This window comes from Cytophagales bacterium, assembly GCA_019456305.1.
GTDB lineage: Bacteria > Bacteroidota > Bacteroidia > Cytophagales > VRUD01 > VRUD01.
In genome coordinates, this window is sequence record VRUD01000019.1 from 14,260 (window position 1) to 32,655 (window position 18,396).

Here is an 18,396-nt window from a genome sequence, read left to right on the forward strand (position 1 = left end):
ATGAAAACTAAATTATTTTTTTTGGTGGTTTTGAGTTTGATAGTGTCATTTAATTCTTTTGCTCAAACTACTGTTACCGTAAGGCCTATTAATCAACAATATTGGACAGGTAATGTAAGAAATCAGGGTATTTGTCCAGATTATTGTAAATCAAACCTTGGAAAAATTAAAGCTGGAGAACCCGATATAGCTCTTTATGAATATAGAGGATGGACAAAATTTGATCTTTCAACTATTTCTCCTCCTATTCCGACTAATGCAGTAATAACTGATTTGACATTAATAGTATTTACTACTAATGCATCTTCAAATTCTGGACATGAATTAGTTGCATGTAGAATGTCAATAGATCCGGTAACATCAACAGGGACAGTTATATGGAATGAAATTGGCTCTCCACAGGATTATTCCCTCCCTTCAAATGCAATGACAATAGCTAATCAATATACCAATATTACCTTAAATCAAAACGCTCGTGATAATTTTAAAAATGCAACAATTATGGGTTCATCTTGGTGGGCAGTTGGATTTTATGCTATTAATCCAAACATTAATACTGGCAAAATCCAAGGCTGGGATTGTTCGGGTTGCCCTGCGCCTGAACCAATATTAGAAATAACTTATTCTATACCTGTATCGATTACTGCAAATTTTTCCTCTAATACTCAAACTGTATCACAAGGAGGAAGTGTTAATTTTTATGACAATTCTACTGGAAATATTACAAGTAGAAATTGGACTTTTTATGGTGGAAACCCTTCATCACAAACATCAACAAACCCTATAATATATTATGATACAGTAAACACCTATGATGTTAAATTAGTTGTTTCTGACGGATTGAACTATGATACAATAATAAAAGCTAATTATATTACTGTTACTTCTACTACCACTACTCAAAATACTCAGACTGTTGGTGGTCTAACAGTTTATGCAGATACTATAAATTCTAATATTGCATCAGGTAATGTATCAATAGCTCCTGCAGGATGTCCTAATGGGATATTAAAATTTAGTGGGGACATAACTATATCTGGTAGTAATACAATTAACAGCAGTTCAGCTATTTATCTGCAAAATGTAAATAGTATTGATAAATATCTATATAATTTAGGCATACCTTATACAATAGAAGTAGAAGTATCTGGCACTACTTTTACTTCAAATACTTCTTTTTTTTCTTGGTCAAAAAATGCATTTGAAATGGCTGTTCTTGATGTTGGTATTGATAATATAAATATTCAATGTGATCAAGTTACAATTAATGGACATTTACGATTACCAACGATATTATCTGAAGTAAATAACTCAAATGATACTATTGAAGCTCCAATAACTGGGGGGGTAATTGTTTCACATACAGGTGTTAATTATAACAGTTTGATATATTTGAATAATATCAGAATATATAAGCTATTACAACTTAATTATTTTAGTATGGATTTTAATAGTTCCACTAATGATTATTTTTGTAGCACAAGCATTTCAACACCTTTAATCGGTATAGAGGCTTTCGGAGATATTAGCGGAGGAAAGTTAAATTCAATAGGTATGGATATAACATGTAATAACCCTAGTTGTCTATGTTGTATTCCATTATTAATAGATCCCATAACACAAACAGGTTTATATTTGTATCATGTATTAGGTAGCCTAGAAAATCTTGCTGACAGCACAAAACCATTGGAAATAACATTTGGTGCAGGGGTAAAAATTATGGGTTCTCGTTTAGGAGCACTTGGTAGTTTTGACCTAGTGGGACGTTATGTAGATGGAACATCTATGAGCATGGATGGATATCTCGTTTTATTTGGTGCCGGTTATGGTGCAGGTTTTACTAAATGGAAACATCCTCAATTGGATATTCGAGGTGAAGTCAATTTTTTATCTGGTTTAGTTAATGCTTATACTGAATTAAGTATAACGAGAACAACTACTAATGATCTTAAATTGCGTGGGAATTTTGGAGCAAGTTTTGGTTGTCCATACCCGGCTGATGTTGATAAGACTTGGTTAAAATTAGTATTATCTTTATCTGGTTGTGCGGGGACGGTATTCGCTACTTCCGAAAACTTTTTAACAAATGACTATATTGCAGGTTATGCGAGAGTAAAGTTCCCCAGCATTCCAACACTTTATTACCTTTTAGAAGGAGATAGTACAGGACTTCAAGCAAGTTTTGGAAAAAACTTTAACATAATAACTTACTCAGAAGCCCAAGGTGCTCTTGGTGGTAACTTAAAAACAGCAATACAATCAAGTGTCTATTCCTTCGCCCTTGATTCATCAACAAATGCACTTATTATTGAAGCATCTGACAGTACAGGAAGCGCTATCCCCGAATATACAATATACTTAACCAATGGCGATTCAGTCAATGCTCAGAATGTAAATAATTTTAGCTATATCAGTTATTTTGTAGATTCTGCTAACAATTTTTCATTTTATTACATTAAAAATCCAAAAGTCGGGGATTATTACATCAATGTAATAAATGCAGATACTTTAAATATTTACAGAGCAAATAATCCGCCTTTTATCAAATTAGAAAATGTTACACAAAACACAGGAAATAAAGTCCTTCAAATAAGCTGGATAGATTCAGACCCTGATGGTAATGCAATAATCAGCTTAGGATATGATATGGATAATTACGGAGCTAATGGAGTGCTTTTTGTTGATACTTTAACAGAAGATACAACAATTGATGAATTTACATGGAATTATGTAGATATTAATACTGGCACATATTATATATACGCGATTATAGAAGATTCAATACATCAAACTTTTGTTTCGTATTGGAAAGAACCAATCACAATAGTACAAAACAATGGTCTTAATGCACCAACAGGTCTTGATACTGTTAAAACAACTGACACTTCTATTGTATTATCCTGGAATAATAGCAACCCATCTCCCATATCTTTTATATTATATTACTCCAATGATCCCAACTCTGTAAGCTATAATTCTCCTTCAATCGGAATAGGTGAAACAAACACCTTTGAGTTTACAAACTTTACACCCGGATTATATTACGAGTTTATGCTCACAGCAATGGATATAGCATTTAATGAAAGTTCGCCATCTAATATTTTACAACTTACATGGATAAGCGGTACTTTAAATAATGCACCTTACATACCGGTTCAGGAATTTCTTACAATTATCAATATTGATGTTGATTCAATTTATAATTATCAATTGATAGCAAGTGATCCTGATGGGTCTGCTTTAACATATACCATCACACAGGGGTCTCCTGTTAATATGTCTATCGATAGTAGTGGATTAATTACCTGGATACCTGCTGACACTCAAATTGCATATAATCAAATATATATTAAAGTATGTGATCCGTCAGGTCTATGTGATTCAGTATTCTACCAGGTATTGGTATTAAATAATAATATGGCACAGGCAAATGTAGGATTTAACAAAACACTATTTGTCGATTATGATGATGATGCTATGGTATTTGTTAACGATCCTGATTTTGCCGGTGATAACTTTGAAATTGATAGTATTATGGTGAGAGCATATTCAGAATCTGATTTTACCGGGATATTTCCTGTAATAGCTTACGAAACTACGTTTGATTCTAAAGAGTTCTTTACTGATTTTAAATTTACTTCATTAAACAGTAGTGGTGATTCACTTAAAGTATCAAAAGGAGATACAATTTGGGCAGAATATTATGACCCTTCTTTTGATACTGTAGTTAAAGAATATGCATATTTTACTTTATTTGAAGCGAGCTTTACATTTAACGATACGATATGTTCAGGAGATACAATGTGGTTTACCAATACTTCTACTGGTGATGCAATTATAACATACAGCTGGGATTTTGATAATGATGGAACGGGGGATGATCCAAATCAAAATCCATATCACGTGTTTAATGCGCCACATGGAACTGGCGTTGAAAGTTTTGATGTGACATTAACCATATTTGATAATGTTTGGGATACTACAAGCGCCACAATGACCATTCATGTAGTGAAACAAATAGATTTAGGACCTGATACTGGCTTTTGCACATCAATAGAATTAAGTATATCTTCACCTGCAAATGAATATTTATGGTCAACAGGCGACACCACACCAACTACTATTGTAGATTCAGCAGGCTCTCATTTTATTACTGCTACTGATTATTATAATTGTGTTTCTTCTGATACAATTAATATATACCATTATCCTATACCTGAAATAAATTTAGGAACAGATACAATAGCTTGCGATAACGTATTACTTGATTCTCAAATGCCTGATGCCTCTGTTTTGTGGTCTACGGGTGATACCACATCTGCTATCACAGTAATTTCTTCAGGTAATTATTGGGTAAGAATCATCAATAACTTCGATTGTATTAATTATGATACTATCAATGTTACAATAGCAAGCCCTGTAGTTGAGTTAGGCCCCAATGCATCTGTATGCTCAGGATCTGTATTGGATGCAGGTTCAGGAACCAATTATCAATATATTTGGTCAACCGGTGAAACAACACAAACAATTATACCAAATTCTACAGGAGTTTATTATGTAACAGTTACAGACGCTAATACGGGATGTTCTACTACCGATACTGTTAATATCACCATACTTGATAATCCTGTTGCCTGGTTTTCATATTCTGTAAATGCTTTTACCGTCAGTTTTCTAAATGGATCAATTAATAATTCTACATCTTTCTGGAGCTTTGGCGATGGATATACAAGCACTGCTGCAAATCCTGTTCATACCTATCAAACAAATGTAAAAACCTTCTATATAGTTCAGCTAATAGTAACCAATAATTGCAGCACTGATACATTGATTGATACTATTACGGTCTCACCAACCGGCATCTTTGAAAAAGTATGTGAAAATTGTTTATTACGCATTTATCCTAATCCTACTTATGATTATTTTACTATTGAATACTATACACCAGGTAAAAACGAAATAATTTTAAATGTCTATAACCCACTTGGCAAATTAATTCATAATGAAATATCAGCAAACATAACAGGTATACTTAAGAAAAAAATTGATTTAACCAATAATATGAGCGGAATTTATGTAATGTTCATTCTCGATCGTAATGAAAAAATTATTTGGAAAATAGTCAAAATGGATTAACTTCATTTTCTAACAATCTATTAGCTCGTTATGGTAAAAAATCAATACCTTACTTTGGTAGTTTTCTTATTGCTTTTATTATTTATGCAATCAAGCGTATATTCTCAGAATCAATTAACAATAATTCCAGTTGATTCTTCAGACGTAAGTTGCTATGGAGGTAGTGATGGTTTTTTAAAGCTAAAAGTGGATGGAGGAACGGATCCTTATTTTTATCAATGGAATCCTGATGGCAGCAGTGGCAGTAGTAGTAGTGGTGATACAATAACTGAATATTTTAATGCGGGAACATACACCATTACTGTAATTGATGCAGTTAATGATACTGTCTTTTATACAAAAATAATTAACCAACCTGATCAAATCATTTTATCGTTTGAAAAAGATGATGTTAAATGTTATGGTGGAAGTAACGATAGCGCTACTGTTAATGTTAGTGGAGGAGTAGGAGGATATATATATCAATGGATTACCAATCCTGTGCAAACAACTAAAACAGTTTATAATTTAACAAAAGGAACCTATTATGTCAAAGTAACAGATGATAACGGTTGTTTTGTAATAGATTCAGTTAGAATAAATGAGCCCGATTCACTAAGTCTGTTCCTTTCAAAAACCGATGTTATTTGTTATAATAATAGAAATGGGGTGATTATGTTAAATTGTTCTGGTGGGACAAAAGGCATTCAATGTGATTATTATTATTCAATAAATAACAGTTCATTAGCTTGTGTTTCTAATTTTCCCGGATTAGATACAGGACAATATATTATCAGTGCACAGGACGCTAATAATTGCATCACATCAGATTCAATCCGGATAAACCAACCTGCAAAACTGGAAGCTCAAATAGATTTATTTAAGTACGTTACCTGTCATGGCGGCAATGATGGATACATAAATTTAAAAGTTGCCGGTGGATTACCGCCCTATTCATACAATTGGAACAATGGTGATACTACAATTAAAACAGAAAACCTCAAAGTTGGTTTTTATGATGTACAAATAACTGATACCAATAATTGCTTACAGTACATATCAAAATATATAATTGAACCGGATACAATGTATATTGATTTAAACGACAAATATTACATGATTTACGGAGACAGTGTTGGGTTGAAATATGATTACAATATGGATAGTATTCCACTTTCTTTTGATTGGCTGCCGCCTACAGAATTAAGCTGTTATAACTGTCCTGTTCCGAATGCATCACCATTGGACAACAAATCTTATAAAGTCATAATTACTGATAAAAATGGCTGCACGGCATCAGACACTACAGAAATTATAGTCACTGAAGGCAAAAAAATATATATTCCAAATGCCTTTACACCTAATGGCGATGGCTTGAATGATGTATTTCTTGTGAGAACTTTACGGGTAAAAGATTTTAAGCTTCAAATTTATAACAGGTGGGGAGGTTTAGTATTTAAATCTAATAACCTAACAAAAGGATGGAATGGTAAAACAGGTAATAAAGAAAAAGAAGCAGAAATTGAAACATACATATATTCAGTATGGATAGAATTCTATGATGGTATTAAAAAGAGCGAAGCCGGTACAGTAACAGTAATTCGATAATATTTTATAAAAAATATGAAAAATTTTATTCATACATTTTTATTGATAATCTTTTTTAATTCTATCTCCCTGTCTTTATTAGCTCAGGATCCGGGTTTATCGCAATTTTATTCCAATCCTGTTTATCTTAATCCCGCCAATGCAGGAACAGGTAGTGATCCGCATTTATTTTATACAATACCAAAAACTAATCCACGTATAATAATGAATTCAAGAATCCGGTGGCCAAAGATTAAAGGTAATTTTAGCACTAATCTTATTTCGTATGATCAATATATGAAAATCATGGATGGCGGTTTGGGATTCATAGCTATGTATGACAGGTCAAGCCAATATGGTTTATCTGAAACATCACTCTCTGCAATGTATTCATACTTTTTACAGCTTAATAAAAATATTTATGTGAATGCAGGCTTTCAAACATCAATATACCAGAAACATTTAGACTGGCATAAATTTACGTTTGATGATATGATTGATGAAAGGTCTGGTTTTGTTAATCCAACTAATGAACTACCACCTGCTTCTTTAAATAAAATATATCCTGATTTTTCTACAGGTTTATTATTTCATATAAAAGCCCAAAAACCCGCTATAGATACTACAAAACCACTGATATTAGAAATATTCAAAAAATCCGCTATCGATATTTTAACATTTATAGGGGGTTACAATATAGGTATTGTTGTTCATCATATCACCAAGCCACAAAATGGTTTTTATGGAATTAGCAGATTACAAAGGAAATTTACTATACATACAAGTGGAAAAATACCAATACCGGGAAGATTTTTACTTAGAAAAGGAACAATTTCAGAAAGAAATATTTATCCGAATATTTTATATCAAAAACAGGGAGATTTTCAACTAATTAATTATGGATTTTATTTTAGATATGAAACTTTTATTGCGGGTCTATGGCATAGGTATGTTTTTACAAATTCTGATTCATTTGTTATATTAATAGGTTATCAGATATCAGGTTTCAAATTTTTATATAGTTATGATCATACTATTTCTAAATTAACAAATAATGCTACTACGGGTTCACATGAACTTTCAATAAGTTTAGGTTTACAAATTCATAGACAATTTGGAGAAAAGCCGCATATTCATGTTCAATGACAAACGATGCCATTGCTCAAAACGAATATATTTTAAAACATCATTTCTTAAAAACAATATGAGTATTAATTAATTGATCGCTAACTAATAAAGCGATGGCATCGTTTATACATAAATGAAAAACAATCTATTTACCCTGTTAGAAATAATAACGGATAAAACATTGGCATTAAATCCCCGCAGATTTATCTTGTGGAATTCACGAAGTGAGTATTCAACAGGGTTTCTAAAGGGGTTTACCCTAATAATCTCTGTTTTGGCTGCTTTACACTCCTTCGCCCAGAAACCACCAGCTATTGAATGGGATAAAACCTTTGGGGGAAGTAGTAATGACGTGGCAAATTCAATCATCCAAACCACCGATGGCGGGTATGCGGTGTGTGGTTATACAAGCTCAAAAGGTGCGGGAGACGAGGATTTTTGGGTGATCAGGCTCAACCAATACGGTGAAAAGCAATGGGACGTTACCTTTGGGGGAAGTGATTGGGACAGGGCAAATTCAATCATCCAAACCACCGATGGTGGGTATGCGGTGTGTGGTTTTACAAGATCAAAAGGTGCGGGAAGCCATGATTTTTGGGTGATCAGGCTCAACCAGTACGGTGAAAAGCAATGGGACGTTACCTTTGGGGGAAGTGAAAGTGACCAGGCGGAGTCAATCATCCAAACCACCGATGGCGGGTATGCGGTGTGTGGTTATACAAGCTCAAAAGATGCGGGAGGCGAGGATTTTTGGGTGATCAGGCTCAACCAATACGGTGAAAAGCAATGGGATGTTACCTTTGGGGGAAGTGAAATGAACGTACAGACAAATTTCCCTGTAACTTCAATCATCCAAACCACCAATGGCGGGTATGCGGTGTGTGGTACTACAGAATCAAAAGGTGCGGGAAGTAGTGATTTTTGGGTGATCAGGCTCAACCGGTACGGTGAAAAGCAGTGGGAAAAAACCTTTGGGGGAAGTTATAGTGACGGTGCAAATTCAATCATCCAAACCACCAATGGCGGGTATGCGGTGTGTGGTTCTACATCATCAAAAGGTGCAGGAAGAAGTGACTTTTGGGTGATCATGCTCAACAAATACGGTAAAAAGCAATGGGACGTTACCTTTGGGGGAAGTAAATGGGACAAAGCAACTTCAATCATCCAAACCACCGATGGCGGGTATGCGGTGTGTGGTTCTACAAGCTCAAAAGGTGCGGGAGGCGAGGATTTTTGTGTGCTCAGGCTCAACAAATACGGTGAAAAGCAATGGGACAAAACCTTTGGGGGAAGTAGTTGGGATGAGGCATATTCAATCATCCAAACCACCGATGGCGGGTATGCGGTGTGTGGTACTACAGAATCAAAAGGTGCGGGAAGAAGTGATTTTTGGGTGATAAAACTAAAATGAATTTTTTATAAAACACAAATTTAATTAATTGCTTGGTATACTGAGTCAAAAGTAACAAACGATGCCATTGCTCAAAGCTAATATATTTAATAACATTATTAAACTTTAAATTATGCATATACAAGTAATTCAAATTGGAAATTCAAAAGGTATCAGGCTGAATAAAACAGTGCTTGAGCGTTATAACATCAAGGATAAGCTTGAATTAATTCTTAAAAAAGGTTTTTTAGTTTTAAAACCACTAAAAAAACCAAGAGCAGGTTGGGGTGATGCTTTCAAAGAAATGCACAAAAATGGAGATGATGGATTGCTAATTGATGATGTATTTATTGACCAAATTAGAACAATTGACAAAGTTAGAATTTACAGAAAAGTAGCAACACTATCGGGCAATGAAGTGAAAAAAATTAAAAATATCATAAAAGAGACGTTTGTAGACTAAATTGGATTAAATTTGTTAATAAATTACATTTTTTGTAATTTTGATATTCAAGGTATATCAATAATTGTTAAAAAATAAATTCATCATGACATCAACCGAAACAGCGCCTAATAAGGTGAAAAGAAAAAGAAGTGTTAAAATTAATCCAGTGATTAAAAAAAGCACGCTCAATTGGGCAAGAAAAGTTGTAAAATCCTTCAATGATTCAAAGTCATCAAACAAAAAAATTGGGATGAAAAAGAGTTAAGTTATCGAAATTATCTTGCTTTAGTAGTAGCTTGGATAGAAGAAAATCCTACCTATTATCGATAACAGAACTTGATTTCATCAACAACCTCACCATCCACCCCAACCCCACCACCGGCAAATTCATAATAGAAATGCTTGTCCTGAACGAAGTGAAGGAACTCCAAATTAAATTATTGGATATAATTGGTCAGGTAATTTACCAGGTAAAGCTGAATAAATATGTTGAAGAATATCAAAAGGCGATCAATGTTGGAGCGCTTGCCAAAGGTACTTACAACCTGCAATTGGTAAGCGGTGAAGGGATAATTAACAAGAAGATAATAGTAGAATAATCCCGCTTTAAAACCTCCAATAGTTTTTGAAACTCCTGGAGGGTTGGGTTGGGAAAAAGCCACAAGACCTAACAGGTTTCAAAACCTTTTAGGTCTTTTTTTCAGTAATTCTTTGTAAATAAGGAAATATTTTAATAATATTGCAAACAAATTTGTAGCTGTAATATTAAAATAGTAAATAAAAAAATATTGTTATGAAAAGGTTAGTATTTGAAATTGATAAACAAAAAGATTTATCATTATTATTAGATCTTGCAGAAAAGCTTGGACTAAAAAAAACTTTTATTAGAGATGAAACAGAAATAAATGAAACAAAAAATGGTAAAAAACTTGCCAAATACTTTAGAATAATTGATAAAGGAGCAGATGTTTCATCTTATGGAAATCCTTCAAACTGGCAGAGAGATGTAAGAAAAGACCGAAAATTAAATTTTCCTTAAAAAATGAAACTTTTAGATAGCAATATTTTAATTTATTCAGCAGAGAAAAAATACAGTTTTCTAAGAAAGATTTTTAAGGAACAAAATATTTTCATTTCTGAAATAACAAAGTTGGAGGTGTTGGGTTATCATAAAATTACAGCAAAACAAAAAAAATATTTTGGTGCAGTATTTAATATTATTAATACTAAACATGTTTCTTCTAAAATTATTGAAGAAGCAATTGTATTAAGACAAAGTAAAAATCTTTCTGTTTGTGATTCTATTATTGCTGCAACTTCTAAAATAAATGATTATACAATATACACTAATAATACAAAAGACTTTGAACATATTCCCGAAATAAAATTGTTTAATCCATTAACAATGAATAACTATAAAGAAGAAATTTCATAGGGTAAAAATTTCAGAGGGTAAATAAATATAAAACGACTTAGATACAGAAATTTATTTATTCTTTTAAAAATCGTATTTATAATTATTATAATTACCCATAACATCTTCTATATGATATAATTCATGAGAATCAATGAATGTAAATGCAACATCATTTATTATTTGTAATTGTTTTCTTTGATTAGCATTAAGCTTTTGTATGCTGGGAAAATATTTCAAAGGTACAGTAATGATCCTTCCATCTTGCAAATAAACATCCATCTTCCCCTTTTTAGTAAATTTGATGGTATTGATTACTGGTTTTGTATCTATAATTCCTTCCATTATTTGAATTTTTTAAATTTTACTTTCAGGTCATTGTAAAAATTAGCTAATCCTTCATCAATAAATTCCTTTACATCTTCTTTTTCTAAAATTTTTATTATTTTGTTGAGCTCTTGTTCAGTAAAATCCCCTTTATGAATATCATCAACTTTTATTTCTGGCTCTAACCAAATTTTTGCAAACTTTACTCTTCCCTTTTTTTTGCTTAAAACGTGAACATGTTTTGGTTCAGATTTCCCACGAACTTTACGTTTATCTGCAGAAAAGATACCATATACAAATTTACCATATTCAACAATCTTCGGCATTTGCAAATGTACAAAAATAAAGAAAAAATTTAATGAATTTAAACTTTATTAATTGATCGTTAACTGAACATTAATACAGCTAAGTAATGCTCAAGGCTGCTGGTTTTAATAACCGGCAGCCTTTTTTATTTTGATACTTGTTATTAATTTTGCACGGTGAGAATTTTTATAGTATTAAATTTGTTAATAAATTACATTCTTTGTAATTTTGATATTCAAGGTATATCAATAATTGTTAAAAAATAAATTCATCATGACATCAACCGAAACAGCGCCTAATAAGGTGAAAAGAAAAAGAAGTGTTAAAATTAATCCAGTGATTAAAAAAAGCACGCTCAATTGGGCAAGAAAAGTTGTAAAATCCTTCAATGATTCAAAGTCATCAAATAAGAAATAGCCTATGGCTTTTAATGATAATGTATTTTAAAATTGCCCCTTTGATGATGACTATAAAACATCATAATAAAGAACCAAGAAAAGCTGTTTTGGCAATCAGAGATTGGTTGGATAGTAAATCAAGGTTCAGACTTCACCGCATAATCGTCACAGTCCCCGTAAAAGTATCATCCTCCCCATTATTTAATTTTATAATATAATAATAAGCCGCAACTGGCATAGGTTTACTATTAAACTTACCACCCCAGGGCAGATCATAGCCATTGGAGCTAAAGATCAACGCTCCCCAGCGATTATAAATTTCAACCGTACAATCCGGATACAACACTTTGATTCGTTGATCGGTGGCAGTATTTCTAATGATCCATTCATCATGTAAACCATCATCATTGGGGGTGAAAACTGTGGGTATGTTCAGACACGAATCCGAATCTATGATTATAATTTTCACTGTGTCATAAACAGCACAGTTATATGTAATATCTGTTACAGAAACAATATAGGTGCCGGAAGCGAGTCCGGAAATATTTTGTGAAGAATCACCGGTTGACCAACCATAAAAATAGCTGCCACTGCCTCCTGCCGTTATCACATTTGCTGCACCGTCATCTATTCCGGTACAACTGGCATGTGTAAAGTTTATGCTGGCGCTTAATGTTATGGTTGCAATCACCACCGTATCACTTGAAGTACAACCTGCTGAATTGGTAACATCTACCCGGAAAGTGTCTGAGGTAGTGACTGTAAGGGCCTGTATAGTATCCCCGGTGCTCCATAAATAAGTACTGCCAGGATTGCCCGCATCTAATTGCATACTACCGCATACTGTTGTATCAAACCCCAGATTTACAATTGGTGGTGAATTTAATTGAACATTAATTGTATCTAAATTATAACATCCGGTCAGCGAATCGGTTATTTTTACCCAGTAATCGTTAGAGTTATTTACTATTATAGTTTGTATGGTGTCTCCGGTGCTCCAAAGATAAACGTAACCAGAAGGGGCTGTTAATGTAAAGGTATCTCCTGTACAAACCGTAGAATCCGGTCCAAGATTAAATGCCGGTATTGGATTTACGGTTACTACAATACTACCACTGGCGGTACAACCATTCGAATCAGTTACAGCTACAGAATAAGCAGTTGTCTGATCCGGGCTTGCAATAGGATTGAAGATTGTTGAATCACTTAAACCTGTACCGGGATTCCATAGATAGGATACTCCGCCACTTGCCTGTAACATTACGCTGCCTCCCTTACAAAATGTCGTATCAGCGCTCAGACTAACAGATGGAAGTGGGTTTACATCTACCGCTATTGTATCACTGGCAGTACATCCAAAATTATTAGTGACCGTGAGGATGAAAATCCCCGTTGTGTCGGTAGTGATGGTAGAGTCAATGAGCCCGTTGTTCCAGGAGTAACCGCTAAAACCAAAATTACTAATATTTAAAGCTGCACTATCACCCTGGCAAACAGCAATGTCTGCACCTAAATTAATAACAGGTAAAGAGACAAATACCTGCACAAAATCGCTATTGGCACATCCGATCGCATCTGTAACCGTCAGGCTGAATAGTCCGGCAGTATCGGTGGCGATGGTAGAGTCTGTCATGCCATTGTTCCAGAGATATGTTGCATACCCGAAGTTAGAAGTATTTAACAGGATTGTGTCTCCCTGGCAGATTGTAGTATCAGCGCCAAGATTGATTGCAGGAGCAAGATTCACAACAACTGCCATGGTATCAGTTGCTGTACATCCAACTATATCGGTAACGGTTAGTATGAAAACACCCGATGTGTCAGTCTTGAAGGTAGAGTCAGTGAGCCCGTTGTTCCATAAATAAGAAAGGTATCCAAAATTATTAGTATTCAAATCTACTTTGGCGCCCTGGCAAACGGAAGTGTCAGAGCCTAAATTAACAACGGGTAAAGATTTAAAGACTTGGTATGTATCGCTATCAATACAACCAATGCTATCGGTTACGGTCAGAATGAATACCCCGATAGTATCTGTGAAAATGGTAGAGTCCGTTTGGCCATTATTCCAGGAATAACTGACAAATCCAAAATTGCCGGTATTTAAAGCCACTGTATCTCCCTGACAAATAGTAGTGTCAGCGCCTAAATTAATATCAGTTTGAAATACTTCAATCGTATCAGTACTAACACATCCGGTAGTATCAGCTACCGTTAGACTGAACACCCCGGCAGTATCAGTGAAAATGGTAGAGTCTGTGATGCCGTTATTCCATAAATAGCTTACAAATCCAAAATTACTTGTATTCAACGCTATGGTATCGCCCTTGCAAATGCCAGTATCCGGTCCCAGTTTTACTAATGGATCGGGCTCTGTAATTGTAATGAGAAAGGGAATTGTATCCGGGTAACACAAATGTACTTCAAGCCATACTTCCTGCCATTCTGTTTGGCTGGGTGGCGCAGTTTTGGTGCCATGGATCTCTATATCTGTGAAGTCTGACCATAACCAGGTTCTTTCTGCTGTAATATCAAAGTGGTGTTCTTCACTCACGCCTTGGGGGGCTGCAAAATTGTGTGAAGTACCATGATCCGCCAAACTTTTCATCCAGTGTATGTCAAGAGGCGTACCAGTACCCGTACCGGATATCTGAACATTTAACCATACAGAACATATGACGCCAATACTGTCTACCGGGACTGTTCTCCTGACCACCAGATCCTGTGTTACATTAATAGAAACCGAAGTGATCAAGTCATTATCGTAGGCGTTTTGAGGATCAGTAGCCGTATTTGGCTCGTAGCTTCCAATCGTATCGGGCCTTATGATCACTGTCGGAATATTGGTTGCCAGGCAACCAATAGAATCCTTGACTTTTACTGAATAGGCTCCTGCACACAAGCTGTCTGCAATTGAATCAGTTTCCCCGGCAAGTGTGTCGAGAGCGCTGTCAAACCATTGATAGAGATAAGGAGGAATACCTCCGCTTGGAATTGCTGTACCTGTTCCATCACATGAACCATTACAAGTCACATCACTATGTGTTACCAAAGCTAAAGGTGCAGTTACCGTTATATAGGATGTGTCTATACAGGCATTGGAATCGGTTACGATAACGCTGTAAACGCCTGCACATAAGTTATTTGCTATAGAATCAGTCGTTGCTAATGAATCATCCCACAAATAGGTATAAGGTTCTTTACCGCCTACCGGTGTTGCAATAGCTATACCATCACAAAAACCTTCACATGATAGCGAAATTTGTATTGTTAAAATAACGGGTTCTATAATGTACACGGTGTCTATAGCTATACACCCATTCGAATCAGTAACAGTGACACTGTAGGTACCGGCAGCTAAGCTATCTGCGGTAGAATCGATCTGAGCAAGCGGATCATCCCACAACCAGGTGTAGGGGATGGTTCCGCCTGTAGTAGTAACCGTAGCCGAGCCATTGGAATCTCCATTGCACAAGACATTTGTAGAATCAGCGATGATAGCTGATAATGCAGTTGGCTGGGTTACTGTAACTGTAGCTGAATCTGTACACCCGTTAACATCATTCACAACGACCTGGTAAGTTCCGTCAGGCAATCCGGTTGCAGTTGGAGTTGTTTGGGATCCGGGGTCATCCCATAAATAGAAGTAAGGGATGGTGCCTCCGGCAGGAGTAGCAGTAGCAGAGGCAGTGGAATCGCCATTACAAAGAACATTTGTAGAACCTGTTATAGCTACCGATAACACGGCCGGATCAATAATAGTAACGGTAGCTGAATCTTTACAAGAATTAGTATCAGTAACAATGACTTTAAAAGTATCAGGGGGCAGGTTAATAGCAGACGAATCAGTTTGTACCAGGAGATCATCCCACAAATAGGTGTAAGGTGATGTACCTCCGAAAGGAGTTACAGTAGCCGTACCGTTGGAATCTCCGTTACAAGATGTATTAGAAGAGTCGGTAATAGTTGCTATTAATAGTAGCGCTTGGCTTATGAAAATAGTGACTAATCCCTTGCAGGTATCAGAATCGGTAACAGTTACTGTATATATTCCCGTTGGCAAACTGTCGGCAATGGAGTCGGTTTGTCCGCCAGCTGGCGGATCATCCCACAAATAGGTATAGGGAGGAGTACCCCCGGTATGTGTTACAGTAGCTGAACCGGAAGAATCACCGAAACAGGCAACAGGGGTGAAGGACGTGATGGTGGCTATAGGACCGGGATTATTATTGATATTTACAGCTATGGCAGCTATACAGCCGTTGGAATCTATTACTATAAGCGAATACCTACCTGCCTTTAAGCTATCAGCTGTAGAATCGGTTTGAGCAAGCGGATCATCCCACAAATATGTAAAAGGCGGGGTTCCTCCTAATGGCGTTCCTGTTGCTGTTCCATTACTATCACCACATACAGCAAAAGTAGTATCAGTGATTTCGATAGTTAAGGTAAGTGGTGGTTGAGTAATAGTTACTGCAGTCGTTTCAGAACACCCGTTTGAGTCTCTAACAATAATTGAATAAGCGCCCTCAGCAAGGCTATCAAAAGTACCGCTTGCCTGGAATGTTGCTCCTGTATCTATGCTAAATAGAAGTGGAGAAGTTCCCCCTGTAGCAGAACTATAGATAACTCCGTCCGATATGCCAAAGCAGCTTACATTTTTTGTTGAATCGATTATAATTACAAGTAAAGGAGGTTCGGTAATGATAACCGTAACTGAATCTACACAGCCTGAATCATCTGTTACTGTAACTGTATAAGTTCCTGCGACCAGCCCGGTTGCAAATGAATCTGTTTGCACAGGTGTAGTATTCCATGAATAGCTATAGGGTGGCGTCCCTGTAGTATCCATAGTAACCACTGCCGAACCTGTGCTGTCACCAAAACAACCTTCATCAGTGGAACTAACAGATTGAATTCCACAGATTTGGGCATGAGCCAATCCACTTAATAATAACGGAATTATGAATAGTAATTTTTTCAAAGTATGCTTCGTAATTCGTAGGACTACATATATGTAGCAACAATTTAATTACGCAATATTGTAATCATAAAATATATTATTTCATTGTTCAATTGTTAAGATGGTTATATGGCTTTATGGCAACTAAATTGCCAGCAATTAAGCAGCGAGTTTAAACCTATGAGATTAGTAACTCCTTCAGCTAATCACAAACCATTTAACCATATAGCCATATAACCATTTGTTGATTAATAACGAAAGAATCTATTTATTACAAATTAATGTTGCAAAACTAAATTGTTGCTACATATATCTCGGATATTTCCACTGAGATCTTGATTGTTCAATATTAAATCCTACTATAATTTCGTGCGAGCCACCACTATATTTTTGTATATTGCTTAATACAATATCATAGGCATAACCCAGATAGAACTGCTTATATTTCACACCCAGCATCACAACTACAGCATCTTTGTGCCTGTAAGATATTCCCAATGAATAATCTTCCTTATAAAAGACTTTTGTATTAACATCTACCTGGAAAGGAGACGTTTCAGTACCTTTCAGCAAAAATGAGGGCTCTATTGTAAAATCATCATTCACCCAAAAGTCATAACCTGCAAAAAGAAAGTAATGGCGTACTTCACGCAGGCTATCACTTTTGGAATTTAACTTGCTTTGAACAAGCTGTACTGCAGACAAACCTGCATAATAATCCTCACCGGAATAATATACTCCGAATGACATATCCGGTACAACTGTTTTATTTATTCCTTTATCTATCGTAGGATCAGCGAACCCGTCCGGATCAGCTTTCAATTCTTCTTTCTTTAAAGAATACCCGGATAAAGCCGCTGATAAACCAAATGAAAGCTTGGAATTCAGATTTTTAAAAGGGATATGATATGCTCCGGAAAATTGAATAGCGCTATGTCTTATTGGGCCTGTAATATCATGAAAAATAAATCCACCCAAGCCTACACCTTTTCCCAGTAACCCATGGAAACTGAGCGTTTGAGTTTGCGGAGCACCATCAAATCCAACCCATTGATTCCTGAGGCTTATTCTTATAGGGGAATATTCCTCAATACTACCGGCAATAGCAGGATTTAGTAAAAAATCGTTCAGAATGTACTGGCTGTATACCGGCAACTGCTGCCCGAAGCAATTGGCAGTAGGCAGTAGGCAGTAGGAAACAAAAATAAATCTGATAATTATCAAAGAATTTTTCACCATATTACAATTCAATATTAAATTTTTGGTAGTTTAACTGGCTTCCGGGTATTCGGTAAGTGTATGTTGCGTATCCCGCAGGGTATGCAA

Annotated in this window: 12 protein-coding genes; 8 read left to right on the forward strand and 4 right to left on the reverse strand. The window is 35.4% G+C overall.

Annotation, left to right across the window (positions count from 1 at the left end; genetic code table 11):
• The 8 genes from FVQ77_05830 to FVQ77_05865 all read left to right on the forward strand — a co-directional run bounded on the left by FVQ77_05830 (position 1) and on the right by FVQ77_05865 (position 11,100).
• Positions 1-5,136 carry a T9SS type A sorting domain-containing protein gene (locus FVQ77_05830; GenBank protein MBW8049850.1) on the forward strand — a complete coding sequence of 1,712 codons (5,136 nt, stop codon included), beginning with the start codon at positions 1-3 and terminating at the stop codon, positions 5,134-5,136.
• Positions 5,137-5,166: 30 nt separating this feature from the next.
• Positions 5,167-6,723, forward strand: a complete 1,557-nt coding sequence (locus FVQ77_05835; GenBank protein MBW8049851.1) for a T9SS type B sorting domain-containing protein — start codon at positions 5,167-5,169, stop codon at positions 6,721-6,723.
• 15 nt (positions 6,724-6,738) lie between these two features.
• Complete coding sequence (locus FVQ77_05840; GenBank protein MBW8049852.1) at positions 6,739-7,848, forward strand: type IX secretion system membrane protein PorP/SprF; 1,110 nt, start codon at positions 6,739-6,741, stop codon at positions 7,846-7,848.
• A gap of 115 nt (positions 7,849-7,963) precedes the next feature.
• On the forward strand, positions 7,964-9,241 hold the full coding sequence (locus tag FVQ77_05845) for a hypothetical protein (protein ID MBW8049853.1): 1,278 nt from the start codon (positions 7,964-7,966) through the stop codon (positions 9,239-9,241).
• A gap of 112 nt (positions 9,242-9,353) precedes the next feature.
• Positions 9,354-9,683 carry a hypothetical protein gene (locus FVQ77_05850; protein MBW8049854.1) on the forward strand — a complete coding sequence of 110 codons (330 nt, stop codon included), beginning with the start codon at positions 9,354-9,356 and terminating at the stop codon, positions 9,681-9,683.
• A gap of 278 nt (positions 9,684-9,961) precedes the next feature.
• Complete coding sequence (locus FVQ77_05855; protein ID MBW8049855.1) at positions 9,962-10,264, forward strand: T9SS type A sorting domain-containing protein; 303 nt, start codon at positions 9,962-9,964, stop codon at positions 10,262-10,264.
• A 194-nt stretch (positions 10,265-10,458) separates the two neighbouring features.
• Positions 10,459-10,704, forward strand: coding sequence for a hypothetical protein (locus FVQ77_05860; protein MBW8049856.1), 246 nt, complete (start codon positions 10,459-10,461; stop codon positions 10,702-10,704).
• Positions 10,705-10,707: 3 nt separating this feature from the next.
• Positions 10,708-11,100: a type II toxin-antitoxin system VapC family toxin gene (locus FVQ77_05865; protein MBW8049857.1), complete on the forward strand. Its 393-nt coding sequence runs from the start codon at positions 10,708-10,710 to the stop codon at positions 11,098-11,100.
• Positions 11,101-11,163: 63 nt separating this feature from the next.
• Here FVQ77_05865 and FVQ77_05870 read toward each other — a convergent pair whose 3' ends face one another.
• The 4 genes from FVQ77_05870 to FVQ77_05885 form a co-directional block, all read right to left on the reverse strand.
• Positions 11,164-11,424: a DUF2442 domain-containing protein gene (locus tag FVQ77_05870; protein MBW8049858.1), complete on the reverse strand. Its 261-nt coding sequence runs from the start codon at positions 11,422-11,424 to the stop codon at positions 11,164-11,166.
• The gene (locus FVQ77_05875; protein MBW8049859.1) at positions 11,424-11,732 is read right to left on the reverse strand and encodes a hypothetical protein; all 309 of its coding nucleotides are present in this window, start codon (positions 11,730-11,732) and stop codon (positions 11,424-11,426) included. The genes FVQ77_05870 and FVQ77_05875 overlap by 1 nt, the downstream gene beginning before the upstream one ends.
• 529 nt (positions 11,733-12,261) lie before the next feature.
• Complete coding sequence (locus FVQ77_05880; protein ID MBW8049860.1) at positions 12,262-17,091, reverse strand: T9SS type B sorting domain-containing protein; 4,830 nt, start codon at positions 17,089-17,091, stop codon at positions 12,262-12,264.
• A gap of 282 nt (positions 17,092-17,373) precedes the next feature.
• Positions 17,374-18,309, reverse strand: a complete 936-nt coding sequence (locus FVQ77_05885) for a type IX secretion system membrane protein PorP/SprF (protein MBW8049861.1) — start codon at positions 18,307-18,309, stop codon at positions 17,374-17,376.
• Positions 18,310-18,396 lie beyond the last annotated feature (87 nt).

Coding starts and splice junctions, on each gene's coding strand:
- FVQ77_05830 (MBW8049850.1), top strand. CDS start 1: ATGAAAACTAAATTATTTTTTTTGGTGGTTTTGAGTTTGATAGTGTCA.
- FVQ77_05835 (MBW8049851.1), top strand. CDS start 5,167: ATGGTAAAAAATCAATACCTTACTTTGGTAGTTTTCTTATTGCTTTTA.
- FVQ77_05840 (MBW8049852.1), top strand. CDS start 6,739: ATGAAAAATTTTATTCATACATTTTTATTGATAATCTTTTTTAATTCT.
- FVQ77_05845 (MBW8049853.1), top strand. CDS start 7,964: ATGAAAAACAATCTATTTACCCTGTTAGAAATAATAACGGATAAAACA.
- FVQ77_05850 (MBW8049854.1), top strand. CDS start 9,354: ATGCATATACAAGTAATTCAAATTGGAAATTCAAAAGGTATCAGGCTG.
- FVQ77_05860 (MBW8049856.1), top strand. CDS start 10,459: ATGAAAAGGTTAGTATTTGAAATTGATAAACAAAAAGATTTATCATTA.
- FVQ77_05865 (MBW8049857.1), top strand. CDS start 10,708: ATGAAACTTTTAGATAGCAATATTTTAATTTATTCAGCAGAGAAAAAA.
- FVQ77_05870 (MBW8049858.1), bottom strand. CDS start 11,424: ATGGAAGGAATTATAGATACAAAACCAGTAATCAATACCATCAAATTT.
- FVQ77_05875 (MBW8049859.1), bottom strand. CDS start 11,732: ATGCCGAAGATTGTTGAATATGGTAAATTTGTATATGGTATCTTTTCT.
- FVQ77_05885 (MBW8049861.1), bottom strand. CDS start 18,309: ATGGTGAAAAATTCTTTGATAATTATCAGATTTATTTTTGTTTCCTAC.